At 72.4% G+C, this 15,173-nt stretch carries 14 protein-coding genes; 4 read left to right on the top strand and 10 right to left on the bottom strand.

Features of this window, described 5'->3' with window-relative positions:
• Positions 1-295: 295 nt before the first annotated feature.
• Positions 296-3,868, bottom strand: a complete 3,573-nt coding sequence (locus tag MHY30_RS06500) for a S8 family serine peptidase (RefSeq protein WP_239276064.1) — start codon at positions 3,866-3,868, stop codon at positions 296-298.
• Positions 3,869-4,020: 152 nt separating this feature from the next.
• Here MHY30_RS06500 and MHY30_RS06495 point away from each other — a divergent pair, with 152 nt between their 5' ends.
• Positions 4,021-4,575 carry an ECF transporter S component gene (locus MHY30_RS06495; protein WP_239276063.1) on the top strand — a complete coding sequence of 185 codons (555 nt, stop codon included), beginning with the start codon at positions 4,021-4,023 and terminating at the stop codon, positions 4,573-4,575.
• 24 nt (positions 4,576-4,599) lie between these two features.
• Here the strand turns inward: MHY30_RS06495 and MHY30_RS06490 are convergent, their stop codons facing one another.
• The 4 genes from MHY30_RS06490 to MHY30_RS06475 form a co-directional block, all read right to left on the bottom strand.
• Complete coding sequence (locus MHY30_RS06490; protein WP_239276062.1) at positions 4,600-5,163, bottom strand: hypothetical protein; 564 nt, start codon at positions 5,161-5,163, stop codon at positions 4,600-4,602.
• A complete protein-coding gene (locus tag MHY30_RS06485) occupies positions 5,160-5,507 on the bottom strand; it encodes a hypothetical protein (protein ID WP_239276061.1) in 348 nt (115 codons plus the stop codon). Before MHY30_RS06485 ends, MHY30_RS06490 begins: the two co-directional genes overlap by 4 nt.
• Positions 5,504-7,285 (bottom strand): TIGR03767 family metallophosphoesterase, encoded by a 1,782-nt coding sequence (locus MHY30_RS06480; protein ID WP_239276060.1) that lies wholly within the window; start codon positions 7,283-7,285, stop codon positions 5,504-5,506. Before MHY30_RS06480 ends, MHY30_RS06485 begins: the two co-directional genes overlap by 4 nt.
• A 146-nt stretch (positions 7,286-7,431) precedes the next feature.
• Positions 7,432-7,704, bottom strand: coding sequence for a hypothetical protein (locus MHY30_RS06475; protein ID WP_239276059.1), 273 nt, complete (start codon positions 7,702-7,704; stop codon positions 7,432-7,434).
• Positions 7,705-7,920: 216 nt separating this feature from the next.
• Here MHY30_RS06475 and MHY30_RS06470 point away from each other — a divergent pair, with 216 nt between their 5' ends.
• Together MHY30_RS06470 and MHY30_RS06465 are read left to right on the top strand one after the other, a co-directional pair.
• The gene (locus MHY30_RS06470; RefSeq protein ID WP_239276058.1) at positions 7,921-9,669 is read left to right on the top strand and encodes an ABC transporter ATP-binding protein; all 1,749 of its coding nucleotides are present in this window, start codon (positions 7,921-7,923) and stop codon (positions 9,667-9,669) included.
• Positions 9,666-10,442, top strand: a complete 777-nt coding sequence (locus MHY30_RS06465; protein WP_239276057.1) for an energy-coupling factor transporter transmembrane protein EcfT — start codon at positions 9,666-9,668, stop codon at positions 10,440-10,442. Before MHY30_RS06470 ends, MHY30_RS06465 begins: the two co-directional genes overlap by 4 nt.
• A gap of 6 nt (positions 10,443-10,448) precedes the next feature.
• On the opposite strand, the gene MHY30_RS15315 is transcribed toward MHY30_RS06465, so the two are convergent.
• The 3 genes from MHY30_RS15315 to MHY30_RS06450 form a co-directional block, all read right to left on the bottom strand.
• Positions 10,449-11,573, bottom strand: a complete 1,125-nt coding sequence (locus MHY30_RS15315) for a M15 family metallopeptidase (RefSeq protein ID WP_239276056.1) — start codon at positions 11,571-11,573, stop codon at positions 10,449-10,451.
• Between the two features lie 103 nt (positions 11,574-11,676).
• Positions 11,677-12,183, bottom strand: a complete 507-nt coding sequence (locus MHY30_RS06455) for a GNAT family N-acetyltransferase (protein WP_239276055.1) — start codon at positions 12,181-12,183, stop codon at positions 11,677-11,679.
• Positions 12,180-12,527, bottom strand: a complete 348-nt coding sequence (locus MHY30_RS06450) for a helix-turn-helix transcriptional regulator (RefSeq protein ID WP_239276054.1) — start codon at positions 12,525-12,527, stop codon at positions 12,180-12,182. The genes MHY30_RS06455 and MHY30_RS06450 overlap by 4 nt, the downstream gene beginning before the upstream one ends.
• A 90-nt stretch (positions 12,528-12,617) precedes the next feature.
• Between MHY30_RS06450 and MHY30_RS06445 the strand changes: the two genes are divergently transcribed.
• Positions 12,618-13,931 carry an FAD-dependent oxidoreductase gene (locus MHY30_RS06445; RefSeq protein WP_239276053.1) on the top strand — a complete coding sequence of 438 codons (1,314 nt, stop codon included), beginning with the start codon at positions 12,618-12,620 and terminating at the stop codon, positions 13,929-13,931.
• Between the two features lie 51 nt (positions 13,932-13,982).
• Here MHY30_RS06445 and MHY30_RS06440 read toward each other — a convergent pair whose 3' ends face one another.
• Positions 13,983-14,384 carry a low molecular weight phosphatase family protein gene (locus MHY30_RS06440; protein ID WP_239276052.1) on the bottom strand — a complete coding sequence of 134 codons (402 nt, stop codon included), beginning with the start codon at positions 14,382-14,384 and terminating at the stop codon, positions 13,983-13,985.
• A 19-nt stretch (positions 14,385-14,403) separates the two neighbouring features.
• Complete coding sequence (locus MHY30_RS06435; protein WP_239276051.1) at positions 14,404-15,078, bottom strand: helix-turn-helix domain-containing protein; 675 nt, start codon at positions 15,076-15,078, stop codon at positions 14,404-14,406.
• Positions 15,079-15,173: the final 95 nt, after the last annotated feature.

The raw sequence follows: 15,173 nt of genomic DNA, 5'->3' as shown, positions 1-15,173 counted from the left end.
CCGTGCACCCGGCACACGCCGCCGGGCGCCGCCCGTGCCGGAAGTTCAGTGTCCGCAACACGCGGACAGTCGCCCACCACATCCGCGTGTCCTGGACACTCAACGGCGCACCGACACACGGCACACCGGCGCACACGGCACCCGGCACAACCGCACACCCGGCGCACACGGCACCCGGCACAACCGCACACCCGGCGCACACGGCACCCGGCACAACCGCACACCCGGCGCACCCGGCGCACGCGGCACACACGCGTGCGCGGCGCCCGAGCCGAAGCCCGGACGCCGCGCGAGGTCAGCGCAGCACGATGAACGCGCTGTACGCCTTCGACGCCTCGACCGTCTCGCTGCCGGCGTACGTCGCCTCGACGATGCGCAGGCCGCGCGTCTGCGGGTCGAGCGCGATGGTGGCGCGGCCGTCCTCGAGCGTCGCCGTGTACGGCGTGCCCGCGACGGTCACGGTCACCTCGCCGGTGGCGGCCGGGCCGGCCGAGGGCCGCACCTTGACCGTGAGCGTGTACGCGCTCGACGTGCGCCCCACCCACGGGTCGACCGTGACACTCGTGCGAGAGGATGCCACCACGGGCACGCCCGCGCTGTCGGCGGTGCCGCTGAGCCCCGTCGCCTCCGCCGTGGCGGTCACGCGCACCGAGAGCATGGCACCCACGTCGGCGCGCTTCACGCGGTAGGTCGACGAGGTCGCCCCCTCGATCGGCTCACCGCCACGCAGCCACTGGAACGTCGTGGTCACCTCGGCAGGGTCCCACGTGCCGGTGGTTGCCGTGAGGGTCCGTCCGACCTTCGCGGTACCGGTGACCGTCGGCGCGTCCACGATGACCGGCGCGGCCTGACCGGAGTCGACCGTCAGAACCGTCCGGACGTTCGAGTCGCCGTACTGCACGACGCCGAGGTAGCGCGTCTCGGGCTGGAGTCCCTGCCATGCGAGCTCGTACGACGTGGCCACGCCCTGCTCGGCCGGGACCGGGTTCGGCGTCGCCGTGAGCTGGCCCTCGCCGCCGGGCTGCACGTTCGCGTAGGTCATGTCCCACGTGAACGGCGCCGTGAACGAGTAGACGTTCGCCTCGACGAGGTAGGTGCCGGGCGTCGGGTTCGTCAGCGACACCTGCTCGTCCGCCGAGGCCGTCGCCGCCGTGAACCGCTCGTAGTAGCGCAGGTCGTCGGCGCTCACCACGCGCGACACGAACAGGTCGAGGTCGCTGCCGGCGTCATCCGACGAGTCGAGGTCGAAGCGCGAGAGAGTGGTCCCCTCGGGCACGTCCACGATCCACCGCACGTAACCGTCCGCGTCGCCGGAGTCCTGGTCGCCCGAGTGACCCTCGACCGGGTTGTCCGCGTCGACGAGGAGCTGCGCGGCGGCCAGACCCGACACCGTCAGCGGCAGGTCGCCGCTCACGCCGGGGAGGATCTCGACGCCCGTCGATCCCGTCAGGCCCGTGCCCGACACCTCGGCCGGAGCCTCCGCGGTGGCGGGTCGCACCGCGACCGGAGAGCGCACCTCGGTGTCGCCGCTCGTCCACGTGAGGAAGCCGGTGGTCCACTCCTCGGCCGCGGCTGTCGTGCGCGAGAACGTCACCGTGAAGGTCTGCGTCTCGCCGGCGGCACCGAAGGTGAGCGTGGACGGTTCGACCGTGGCATCCAGGCCCGGCACATCGATGGATGCCGAGAACGTCCCGGCCTGCGTGGAGGTCACGGTGCGCGTCACGGTCTGCGGCTTAGCAAGCGATCCGATCGAGATCGACGCGAGGTTGAGGTCGCTGCCGTCGATCGGCTCGACACCGAAGTCCTCGAGGCCCTTGCCCTGCAGGAATGCCGCCCACTCGGCGGGTCCGTTGAGGTAGAGCAGACCCGGGTCGAAGTACTTCGTCGGGTCGACGTGGCCGGCACCCTGCGCGAACGGGTCCTGCGCGGGCGCGCCCTCGGCGTCGACCGTGTCGTACGCCGTCGTCATCATGGCCGACTTCACCTCGGCGGGGGTGGCCAGCGGCCGCTCCCCCAGGTACAGCGCGGCGAGACCGGCGACGTGCGGCGACGACATCGAGGTTCCCGAGAGGAACTCGAACGTCGGCTCCGCGCCCTCGGCGTTCGCCGCGGCGGCGAGGATCGCCACACCCGGGGCGGAGACGTCGGGCTTGAGCACGTCACTGCCGTCGGCGAGCATCGGTCCGCGGCTCGAGAAGCCCGCGACCTGCGGCGTCGGGGTCTCTTCGCCCGTGACGTTCTCACCGATCAGCGTGGCCGTGGCATCCGGGGTTCCCTGGACGTAGGCGAGCAGGTCGTCGCGGTAGCGCGCGTCGATGTGCACGGTCGGCACGGTGTGGAAGTCGTTGTCGACCGAGGCCGGGGTGACGTTGACCAGGATCATGCCGACGCCGCCGGCGTCCTTCACGGCCTGCGACTTCTCCACGCGCGCGTTCTGCCCGCGGTCGCACACGACGATCTTGCCTGCGGCCTGCGTGGCGTCGAGCGACCCCAGAAGGCACAGCGCCGCGTCCGCGGAATCCGTCCCGGATGCCGCGATGTCGCCCGCGTACACGACGGGACCGGTGACCTCTTCCCCCGCGGGGACCGAGACCGACGCGCCCGCAGCCTGGAAGCCGTTCGGCAGCGTCACGGTGCCCTCGTAGGTGGGGATCGTGGAGGCCGCGACGGTGGTGTACCACGGCGACGCGTGGTCGGCGGTCGAGGCGTCGGGACCGGAGTTCCCCGCCGAGACGGCGACGAAGACGCCCGCAGCGGCGGCGTTGAAGAACGCCGCGTCCTCGAGCGCGAGGGTGGTGGTGGCCGCCCCGCCGCCGATGGAGTAGTTGAGCACGTCGACACCGTCGGACACCGCGGCGTTGATAGCCCCGAGCAGGTCGCTCAGCGCGCAGATGTCGTCGGTGGTGACGAGCGGATCCGGCCCCGAGTAGCAGGCCTTGTACGCGGCGACCTTGGCGGCCGGGGCGACGCCGGAGATGGCTCCGAAGTCGATGCCTTCGACGCTGGCCTCGACGCCGTTGTTTCCCGCGGCGGTGCTGGCGGTGTGGGAGCCGTGTGCGTCGCCGTCTCGCGGCGAGCGGTAGTCGGCCTCGAACGTGAAGCCGGTCGCGGCCGCACCCTGGTCGAAGTAGCGGGCTCCGACGAGCTTGGTGGAGTAGTCGTCGACCGACCAGCCGTTCCCCGTCGCGACGCGCGGCGACCGGAAATCGGTGCCGTCGGCCTTGCGGTAGACGACGTCGTTGCCGTCGAGGTAGGGCTCGTCGCCGGCCGTCGTTCCCAGCGGGTCCCCCGCGAAGGAGGGGTTCTCGGGCGCGATCCCGGTGTCGACGACACCGACGACGACGCCCTCACCGGCCGCGTCGATGCCACCGACCCGCTCCCAGACGCCGCCGTCGCCCTCGAGCCCGAGGTACTCGGTCGACGGCACGGCGGACGGGTGGCGGATCTCGTCGGGGACGACCCGCTGGACGCCCTTCGTGGCGGCGAGCTTCGCGGCCTGGTCGGGCGCCATCGCGGCGCTGAAGCCGTTGACGGCGAGCGTGTACGAGTAGTCGGTGTCGACGCCCGCTTCGGCGGCGACATCCTGCTGGCGCTGCTCGAGGAACGCCGAGTACTCGCGGACGGCGTCGGAGTCGGTGTCGAGCCGCGCGTCGTCGGACTTCGTCGCGCGAAGGCCGGCTTCGCCACCGTCGTAGGTGGCGACGGGGGCTTCGTCCAGGACGACGATGTAGCGGCCGGTGGCGGATTCGATGGGTCGGGGAGGGGTCACCCCCTCGCCCACGACGGCGGCCTGCGCGGAAGTGACTCCGGCAGTGGTGAACAGCCCGGCCATGACGATGACCGCGGCCGAACGCAGGGTACGACCCATAGTGCGCTCCAAACGGGGGGATGAATTGAGCGATGTGCGCGACATCGGCGGCGCGCGTCGCACAAACATAACTCACGGCAAATTCATCACCAACGATTTCTTTTGGGACGCGGTCCGAGAACCGGATGCCGCGGTGGCGATACGCTGACCCCGTGTCGTCGGCATCCCGTCTGTCCACCCGAGTGCTGCTGGTCTGCGCCGCCATCGGCGTGGGGACGGGGATCCTCGGCGGCGCGGCCGGTTGGCTCACCCTCGTCGTGCTGGCGACCGCCCCGTGGGCCTATGGCCTGGTGCTGGGCTCGCACGTGCTTCCGGGCATCATCGCGCAGCAGGTGGTGCGTCGACCGTGGGTGGCCCTGCTCACCCATGTCCTGGCGGCACTGGTGGCCAGCGCGATGGCCCCGCAGTGGACCTTCCGCTTCCTCGGCACCGCGGTGCTGTTCGGCGGCATCCAGGAGGGTGTCGCCGCGCTCACCCGGTATCGCGTCTGGGCGACCGCCCGCTTCTTCGTCTCGGCCGTCATCATCGGCGCCGTCGTTGCGGTCGCGGTGTGGTTCGCCGCCGACATCGGCGCGCTGGCGCCGTGGGCGCAGGTCACCTATCTCGTCGTCGGCGTCGTAGGGCCGGTGGCGTGGACCGCCCTCGGCCTGGCGATCGGGTCGGGCCTGCGCGGCGCCGGGGTGGCGCGGGGCCTGTCGCGGCGCTGACTCACGCGCCCGCTCGGCACGTCCTCACCGACGCGACCCCCTCGGACGCCGGGCGAGGCGCGCCCACCCCCGCGCGAGGGCCGCGCCGAGCGCGCCGGCGACGACCCACGTCGCGAAAGACCCGAGCCACCCGGTCACGAAGAAGCCGAACAGGAGTGCCGCGACCAGCAGCAGGACGAGCCCGAGCAGGGTGACCACGGCGAGCAGGACGGCTCGAACCGGATGCCAGAGGAAGGCGCGCGGCCCGCTCCAGGGCACGGCATCCGCGTTCCCCGCCGGTGCGGCGATGACGAACGCGACGAGCAGCGCGGGAATGAGCGTCGCGGTCGACAGCACCGCGAGCGCCCCCACGATCATGAGCGCGAGCGTCGCGGCGGCGAGCGCCCTGAGCGCGCGGGGTCGCGGCTGTCCCGGTTCCCCGACGAGCACGAGCGTCGCGGTGCTGGCGGCGACGAGGGCGAGGAGTGATGCCGCGAGCAGCGCGCCGAAGGCCGGGGATGCCGCCGGCGTGACGCCGGGGATCACGCACAGCGCCTGAACCACGGCATTGACCAGCACGACCGCCGCGAGCAGCAGCACCCGCCTCACGAGGTGACTCCCGCGGCCCGGTCGATGACGGCGCTGACGCTGCCGGAGAACACCGTTTCGGAGCCGACCGTGACCGAAAAGCTGTCGGGGTCGGATGCCGACGAGGTCGCCGTGATCGCCGTGCCATCGGCCGTGGTGCCGGCGCACGTGACGTCGCCGTCCTCCGCCCGCGCGCACGTCGGGACGGCTTCCAGGGCGATGCCCTTCTCCTCGAGGACGTCGATCGTGGCGAAGCGCACCTCGGTGAGGTGGGTGCCTCCGACCGGGGCGATCGCGGCGACCTGCGAGCAGCCGGTCAGCGCGAGGGCGGTCACGAGCACGGCCCCGCCGATGATGCGTCTCACAGGCCCCGCTCCTTCTCGTACGCGAGGATCCGCGCACGCTCGGCGACGTGCTGCGCCTCGAGCTGCGCGTCGGTGATCACCGACAGGTCGAACGGCGCCGGCAGGAGCAGCTCGGTGTTCCGGTCGAGCGCAGACCCGCGACGCATGAGCGGCGTCTCGGCCCAGTCGTTCGCGGCGAGCTCGCGGCTGCGCGCGGCGAGGTCGGCGACCGAGCCGGAGGACCCCGGTACCGCGGGCGACGCGTGGTCGAGCACGGTCGTGAACAACGACAGCGTGCCGTCGCGGTTGTCGACCAGCTCGACGACCTGCTGCTGTTGCGGGAAGTCGATGCACGACGCCGTCGTGATCTCCCAGAACCCTCCGGTGTCGGTGGTGTGGGCGAGGATCTGGTTGAGGTGCGTGTGACCGTTGAGCCAGCCGACGACGACGGGGAATTCCCGCAGCATCGCGACGAACTCCTCGGCGCCGTAGAGCTTCTCGTCGACGCCCGGGCGGGTGGCGCGGTTCTCGAGCGTGAGGCTGTTGTGGTGGCTGAAGATCAGCGCCAGCACCTGGTCGCGCTGCGCGATCTCGAGCTGCGCGCGCAGCCAGCGCATCTGCGATTCGGGCACCGCGCCGTCGGGGCCGGCGACGGCGTTGCACGTGTCGAGTCCGAACGCGCGCACCCGCGGGCTGAGGTCGGCCTGCCACCATGTCTCACCCGAGGTGAGGTTGTGCGCGGTGAATCCGTGTCCGATCGGCCCGGGGGTCGGCTCGGTGCGGAAGTGCTCGGCCATGAAGTCGCGCTGCGCGAACAGGAAGCGCTGGGGGTTGGCGGTGACGTCTTTGAATCCCGGGCCTCCGGATGCCAGCCCAAGTGCCGCCAGCGTCTGGGCAAGGACGCTCGTTCCCGCGGCCCACCCCTCGAGCGCCGTGGATGCCGTGGCATCCAGGGTGTACGACTTGCGCGCGCCCACGGCGAGCGAGCGCAGTTGCGGGCTGATGTCGAACGTGCCGAGGAGCAGCGTGTCGTGGTTGCCATACACGGCGTACCAGGGCGCCGGGAGGCCGACCGACGCCACCTTCGCGCCGATCGCCTGGGAAAGAAGATCCGGCAGCTGCGGGAAGCCGTAGTCGCCGAACGCGCCGCCGCGGGGGTCACCGGGGCGATACGCCCACGTGGCCTCGCTCCAGGCCTGCACGCCCTGCCACGTCGGGCCGCTCGTGGCGGGGTCGACGGACAGGCCGTCCATGAGGTCGATGTACCAGCGCAGCTCGAGGTGCGAGTGCATGTCGGCGCTGTCGCCGGTGACGATCGCGGCGCTCATCGGCGCCCCCGTGAGCGGGCTGTAGCGGGCGTCCGAGAACGCCTGCACCATCGCCGCCGTCGCGTGCGGACTCAGCGGGTCCTGCGGGTGAAAGGCCGAGCCCCACGCCGAATGGTCTTGCACGATCATGGGTTCGATCCGCCCGGGCGACTGCGCCTCGATGACGTGCAGGTCGGACAGGTGCCCGAGATACAGCAGCGACCGGCGCGCGGTGGCACGGGCCGGCGACGGGGTGCGCCGCAGCACGTCGATCCGCGGGACGTACGGCTCGCCCGGGCCGGTGGTGAGCGTGCGGTATCGGCCGGAGAGGATCGCCCCCTGCCGGATCGTCTGCAGCAGCGTCGTCGGGACGTCGGCCGGCGGCACGGCCGCGCGGGCGAGCTGCGGCGCGAGGACATCGAAGCTCAGCCCCGTGGCGGCGGCAGCGGCGACGGTGGCGTGCAGGAATTGGCGGCGGGACAGACCGGGCACAGGATCATCCGTTCGGGCGGAAGGTACTCGAATGTACCGTTTGCGCAATCCGAGCGTCCAGATGCCGACGGCCGTTCGTTACGGCACTCGAAGCCACGACCGCGGGAAGAGGGACGCCCGCACATCGCGGGCGTTCCCCCGATCGCTCAGGATGACGCCGCCGCTGCGGCCTCGCGTGACGCGATGCGCCACCGGACATAGTTCGTTGCGGCGATGAGGAACCCGACGAGGCCCAGAACGCCCCCTCCGCTCGCGAGCAGAACAGAGGGCAGTTCCGGTGTCCCATCGAGACCGAGCGCGTCGGCTCGGACCGCAGCCGCGACGATGCGGGTTCCGACGGCGATCGCCACGGCAACGCCGGCGGCGAGCAGCGCCAGCCCCAGGACCAGGCGGAAGATGACAGATGTGCGAGCCCTCATCGTCGTCCTCTCCCCCTCAGCTCGGATTGCAGCCGGCCGCAACGGTTGCCGCGTAGCCCAGGTGAGGATGCCACGTCTCGTCGCGAGACGCGGAAGGGGCGAGAAGCAACCGCGCGGACCATCGATGCCCCGCACCCCACGCTTCGACGTCGAGAGGTCGAGCCCGAAGGGTAAGGGCCGCCTAACTAGACTGGCATCCTCGCCGACAGGACAGCCGTGACCGCCCACCCGCACCCGACCGCCGCGGCGCCCCGCGCGGGCGTCGACGCCCTGCTGCGTCTGCGGAACGTGGCCGTCACGCACCTCGAGGCCGACCGTGCGACGCCCGCCGACGTGAGCTTCGAGGTGCGACCCGGCGAAGTCGTACTGGTGCTCGGACCGAGCGGATCGGGCAAGTCCACCCTGGCCCTCACGATGAACGGACTGATCCCTCACTCCGTCCCCGCGGAGGTCACCGGAACCGTGGTCGTGGGCGGGCAGGATGCCGGCGCCACCCCCGTCGCGGACCTCGCGCCCGCGGTGGCCATGGTCTTCCAGGACCCCGACACCCAGCTCATCACCGGCACCGTGCTCGACGAGGCGTGCTTCGGACCCGAGAATCTGCGGCTGCCCGTGGACGAGGTGCTCGCGCGCGCGGAGACGGCGCTGCGGCGCGTCGGGCTGTGGGAACGACGCCACGATTCCCCCGATGTCCTGTCCGGCGGGGGCCGTCAGCGCCTCGCGATCGCGTGCGCCCTGGCCATGGCATCCCCGCTCCTCGTCCTGGACGAACCCACCGCGAGCCTCGACCCGGCCGGGGTCGTCGAGGTCTACGCGGCCCTCGGCGAGATCGTGGCGCGCGGCGACCGCGCGGTCGTGCTCATCGAACACGACCTGGATGCCGCGATGCCCCTGGTCGACCGGGTCGTCGCGCTCGACGGCGAGGGGCGCGTCATCGCCGACGGGGACGTCGACGAGGTGCTCCGCGAACGCGCGTCGGAACTGCACGAGCTCGGGGTGTGGCTGCCCACCGCGACCCTCGCGGCGCTGCGACTGCGCCGCGCCGGCTACGCGCTCGCGCGTCTGCCCCTGACCGCCGAGGAGTTGCGGGCCGCTCTCGATGACACGGCACCGCCCGTGACGGCATCCGCCCCTCGTCCGCCCACGACGCCCGCGGGCGGTGAGGTGATTCTGCGCGCGCGGGGGCTGACGATCTCGCGGGGGCGCGTGACGGTGCTGCGCGATGTCGACCTCGAGGTTCCTGCGGGGTCGTTCGTCGCCGTCGTCGGCCGCAACGGCGCCGGGAAGACCACCCTGGCGCAAGCGCTTGCCGGGGTCCGGCGCCCGCCGCGCGGTACCGTGCAGCTCGACGGGCGAGACGTGCGGCGGATACCCGAGCGGGAGCTCTCGCGGCACGTCGGGTTCGTGTTCCAGAACCCCGAGCACCAGTTCCTCGCGACGTCGGTGTTCGACGAGCTCGCCCACGGCCTGCGCCGACTCCGCGTGCCCGAGGCGCAGATCCGCGCCCGCGTCGACGAGATGCTCGATCGCTTCGGACTCACCGAGCGGGCGGACGCGCACCCGTTCCTCCTGTCGGGGGGCCAGAAGCGGCGCCTGTCGGTGGGGACGGCGCTCATCGGCGGCGCGCGTCTGCTCGTGCTCGACGAACCCACGTTCGGTCAGGACCGTGCCCGCGCCGACGAGATGCTCGCGATGCTCGACGACCTGCGCGCCACCGGGACGACCGTCATCGTGGTGACGCACGACCTGCAGCTGGTCGCCGAGCACGCGGATCGGGTGGTGGTGATGGATGCCGGGCGCCTCGTCGCCGACGCGCCGGTCGACGCCGTCTTCGCGGACACGCCGCTGCTCGCCCGCACGGGTCTGGGCGTCCCGCCCCTGCGCCGCGCGCTCGCGGGGCTCGAGCGGCATCCCGAGCTCGCGGACGTGGCGCGTCTGCGCGACCTTCCCGGGGGTGCGCGATGACCGCCGCGACGGCGATCCCGGTCGCGCGCCGCGGCTTCTTGCCGGGACTCAATCCGCTCGCCAAACTCGCCGCACCGCTGCCGGCGATGGTGGCGCTGGTGTTCGTGCGCGACATCGGCACCCCTCTCGCCTTCCTCGCACTCGCCTACGCCACGCTCCTCGCCGGCGCGCGGCTGTCCGCGCGCGGACTCCTCCTGCTCGGCGTGGTCGTGCCGACCGCGGTCGTCGTCGTGGGGCTCGGGTTCGCGGTGTGGGTCGACCCCGCCGGAGCGCCGCCGACGACGGAGGTGCTGCGTATCGGCGGATGGGCCCTGACCGAGGGCGCCCTGTGGGTGGGTCTGGCGACGGGCCTGCGACTGGCCGCGATCATGACGCTCGCGTTCATCGGCGGACTCACCACGGCCGGCGCGGATCTGGTGCGCGCGCTGGTGCAGCAGCTCCGCGTGCCGTACCGCATCGGCTATGCCGCCCTGGCGGCGATCCGGTTCGTTCCGCGCTTCGGGCGTGAGCTGGAGCTGATCCGGCAGGCGCATCGGGTGCGGGGCGCGAACGGCGGCCCGTTGACCGCACCCGCGCGGTGGGCGCAGACCGTGGTGCCCCTCCTCGCCGGCGCCATCCGTCACGCCGAGCGCGTCGCCCTGGCCATGGACGCACGCGCCTTCGGGGCCCACCCCGACCGCACCGAACGTCACCACGTGCCCTGGCGACCACGCGACACGCTCTTCGTGCTGGGCGTCTGGGCGGTGTCGGCGGCCCTGTTCGTGGTCGTGTGACCGCCGTCAGTACACCGGCGCCGCGGGGAGGCCGAAGAACTCCTCGAGCGTCGTGTACCCGCCGTCGCGGTAGGCCTTCGCCAGCTCCGGACCGATGTAGCGCAGGTGCCACGCCTCGGGCTCGTACCCGGTCACGTCGGTGCGCCCGACGTCGTAGCGGGTGATGAAGCCGAACTCCCACGCGTGGTCGCGCACCCACGCGCCCTGCGACGACCCCGCGACGTCGTCGAGCGTGCCGCACGACCCTCGGCACGGCACGATGTCGACGGCCAGTCCGGACTGATGCTCGCTGAACCCGGGGCGAGCGCTTTCCCGATCCGCTTCCTCCACACCGCGTACAGCGACGCGGCCCGCGTAGGTCTGCTCCTGCGTCGCGTACGAGCGGAACGCGCTCAGGTATCCGATCTCCCCCGCGCCGGCGTCCGCGGCCGCCCGCACCATCGCCGTCAGCGCGTCGGCCGCGGGGCGGCGCAGCGCCGACTCCTCCAGCGCGCGGACATCGTCGGGCATCACCAGGTCGCCCGGGCGGTAGTCGGCCGGGTCGTAGGGCCGTTGCTTGTTGACCACCACCCACTGCCGGTTCGCATCCGAGAGCGAGATGCACGGGGCGATTCCGGACGCCACGGCCGCTCGGAACGCCTCGCCCCCGCCGATCGCGGCGATCGTCGCGCCGTCGTCACCCGAGGCCAGGGCGGAGGTGAACGTCGGGTCGTCGCACGGGCTCGCGGGCGCGGGCGCCTCGGAGATCACCGGAACGGGCAGCCCTTCGGCCGGAACCGCGGGCGGGCCCGCCAGGGATGCCGCGGCCGCCGTGTCGGGCGCGTCGGCGTCGTGACGCGCGGCGACGGCCGATCCGATCGCGATCCCGCCGGCGAGGACCACCACCGCCACGAGCGCGAGAACCGCGAGACGCCGCCGGAAGGCGACCGTGCGGCCCCGCAGCACGGCGGGCACCAGCACACGGGAGCGCGGTGAAGCAGCCCGCCGTTCCCGACGGGACGGCACCGGGCTCACGGTGTCTGCGGACGTCGGTGCGGAGGAAGGGGGGAGGGTGAGCGCGGCCGTCGCCTGACGCTCGGCCTCGGCGCGCGCGGCGCGACGGGGCGAGAGCTCGGGGTCGAAGGACGTCACTCGACCCATTCTCACCCCCGGGACCTTCGCGGTCGAACTCGACGCTCCCGCCATGGAAGGCGCGCGGAGTCGCACCCGCGGGCCCGGGGCGGCGCGCCCGCGGCTACTCCGCCCGGCGTCGCTCGATGAGGACGGTGTCGCGCCACTGGCCCGCCCACGGGCCGTACGTCATCAGCGCGATGCGCTCGCGATGCCCGACCCGGCGGAAGCCGAAGCGCTCGTGCAGCGCGAGACTCGCGGTGTTCTCCGGGAAGACGCTCGACTGGACGGTCCAGATGCCGGCCGTGTCGACCTCGCTCAGGAACGCGCGCAGAAGTGCCCCGCCCACGCCGCGACCGTGCGCGTGTTCGGCCACATAGACGGAGTGCTCGACGACTCCGCGGTACACCTCGCGCGACGACACCGCCGACGCCGCGATCCACCCGAGGACGCGCCGGTCGGGTCCGACGGCGACGAGACGTCCGACATGGAGCTTCCCGGTGTCGAACGCCTCCCACGAGGGAGGACGGCGTTCGAACGTCGCGTTCCCCGCCTCGATGCCCTCGCGGTAGATCGTCTCGGTCTCGGCCCAATCGTCCGCCGTCATGGCGCGGACGAGGACGTCATTCACGACCGGAGGGCGCGCGAAGCGCTCTCGAGTGCGTCGGTCACCACGCGGTAGTACGCCCACCGCCCCCGCTGCTCGCGCGTCGCCAAACCCGCGTCCACGAGGACGCGCATGTGGTGAGAGACGGTCGGCTGCGACAGCCCGACCGGCTCGGTGAGGTCGCAGATGCAGGCTTCGCCGTCGCCGGACGCGGCGATCAGCGACAGCAGGCGCACGCGGGTGGGGTCGCCCAGAGCCTTGAACGTCCGCGCGGTGCGCTCGGCTTCCTCCGCCGTGAGCACACCGCGGGTGACCGAGGAGCAACAGGCGGCGGAATCGACCACGGGCAGGAGCGGCAGCGACGTCATGTCCCGATTCTGCCACGTCGCATTGACATCTGTCGATGCATCTACCATTCTCTATCCATCGAGATTCGTCGATGAGAGATGAGGACTCCGATGGAGAACATGCTGCCTGTCGCCGTGATCGGCGCGGGACCCCAGGGGTTGGCCGCGGCCGCCCACCTGGTCGAGCGCAACGTGCCGGTCGTCGTACTGGAGGCCGGAGCCTCCGCCGCTGCGGCCGTGCAGGAGTGGGGCCACGTGCGCCTGTTCTCCGAATGGACCGAACTGGTGGATGCCGCCGCCCACCGTCTCCTCGAGCCCACCGGCTGGACCGCCCCCACGTCCGGCTTCCCGACGGGCGCGCAGTGGATCGAGAAGTACCTCGCCCCGCTCGCCGCGGTCCTCGGCGAGCGCATTCGCTACCGCAGCCGCGTGACCGGTGTGTCGCGCCGCGGGCGCGACCGCCTCGTCGACGCGGGACGCGGGGAGCAGCCCTTCGTCGTCCACGTCACCCCCGAAGAGGGAGAGGAGTACCGCCTTCTCGCGCGCGCGGTCATCGACGCCTCGGGCACCTGGGCGACCCCCAATCCGGCCGGCGCCGACGGCCTCCCCGCGATCGGCGAGACGGGGGCCGCGGAGGCCCTTTCCTACCGCATCCCCGACTTCCGAGACCGGGAAGGCTTCGAGGGCAAGCACACCGTGGTCGTCGGCTCCGGCCACTCGGCGGTGACGGCCGTGCTGGCGCTCGCCCGCATGGCGCGCAGAGACCCGTCGACCACCGTCACCTGGGCCCTGCGTCGCGCCACCACCGGCAACGCCTTCGGCGGGGGCGAGGCCGACGAGCTGCCCGCGCGGGGGGCACTCGGCATCCGAGCTCGAGAGCACGTCGAAGCAGGACTCGTCTCGCTCGTCACCGGCTTCCGTACCGAACGCGTTGCACGCGACGGGGATCAGACGACCCTCATCGCCGAGGACGGTCGGACGCTCACGGCGGACCGGGTCGTGGTCCTCACCGGGTTCCGGCCCGACCTGTCGTTCCTCTCGGAGCTGCGGCTGGAACTCGACCCCACGTTGCAGGCGCCCGTCCGCATCGCCGCGGAGGTCGACCCGAACGTGCACTCGTGCGGATCGGTGGCCGCCACCGGGGCCGCCGATCTGGCTCAGCCGGAACCGGACTTCTACCTCGTCGGCGCGAAGTCCTACGGCCGGGCTCCCACGTTCCTCGCGCTCACCGGGTACGAGCAGGTGCGGAGCGTCGTCGCCGAGCTCGCGGGCGACCACGAAGCCGCGCGACGCGTCGAGCTCGCCCTCCCCGACACCGGGGTGTGCGGCGGTGCGGGCCTCTTCGACGCGTCGGGGACGCCCGCAGGCGGAGCGTGCTGTGCTCCGCCGCTGCTCAGCATCGGACGCACACCGGCTGCCGTGTGAACGCCGCGGGAGGGCGGGCCGACGGGCCCGCCCTCCCGCCGTCTCGGGGCGTCAGCGCGACAGCAGTGACGTTTGGATCTTCTCGGACACCGCCTCCCGCAGGGGCCGGACCGCCTCGGCATCCCAGGATTCGGGGTTGGGGAAGGACCACTCCAGCACTTCTCCTCGCGGAGTCGACGGGAGTGTGAGTCCCGGCTTCATCAGCACGACGACGTCGGCCCGCTCCAGATCATCGGGAGTGACGGCGCGCGGCACCCGATCGGCGATGTCCATGCCGATCTCGGCCACGGTCGCGGCCACCGCGGGGTTGACCTCGTCGGCCGGCGAGAGGCCCGCGGACTCCGCGACGAAGTGGTCACCGGCGAGGTGTTCCAGCAGCGCGGCGCCCAGCTGGGAGCGGCCGGCGTTGTGCTGGCAGATGAAGAGGACCGTGGGGGTGTCGGTGGTGCTCATGGATGCTTTCTGATCGGGGTCAACGGGAGGCGAGGCGGGGTGCGAGCTCGCTGATGCGCCGCTCGAGCTCGTCGTAGGCGGAGTCGAAAGCGACGTCGGTGCCGATCCGCACGGGGTCGGGGATCGACCAGTGCAGATCGCCCGCGACGCCCAGTTCCTCGTGGGCGTTGTCGCACACGGTGATGACGAAGTCGGACTCACCGCGCACGGCATCCAACGGTCGGGGGGTGACGTCGCTCAGGGCGAGGGCGTGACGCTCGGCGACGGCGACGGCGCCGGGAGAGACGCGCGCGGCGGGGTGCGTGCCCCCGGATGCCGCGGGAATGTCGCTCCGCGTCGCCCAGAGGGCGGCGGCGAGCTGCGAGCGCGCGGAGTTCGCCGTGCAGACGAAGAGCACCCGGCTCGCGCGCTCGGTGCGGCCGGGGAGGAGCCCGGCGAGCGCCACCTCGGTGAGGTGCACGTAACTGCGCCGTTTGTCGGCTTCCGACCGCGACCGCTCCACCATGCCGACGGACTCCAGCACGTTGAGATGGTGCGCGACGAGGTTCGACGACAGGCCCAACACGGCGCGGATTTCCGACGGGGAGAGGTCGCCGAGGGTCAGGAGATCAATGATGTGGAGGCGCGACGGGTCGCCGAGCGCGGCGTGCCTCGCAGCTCGCGCGGTCACGTCCGGCATTTGCTCAACATTCATTAACTCAATATTGACTGACTCAATTAGGCCGCGTCAAGATGAGGTCATCGCGCCGGGCATCGCCAGCACCCCCGCCCGCTGCGCGAGCGACGACC

The sequence above is a fragment of the Microbacterium sp. ACRRU genome, from assembly GCF_022346945.1.
GTDB classification, from domain to species: domain Bacteria; phylum Actinomycetota; class Actinomycetes; order Actinomycetales; family Microbacteriaceae; genus Microbacterium; species Microbacterium mcarthurae.
Note: the sequence above shows the minus strand (reverse complement) of the source record. Positions and strands in the feature narration are given on the sequence as shown.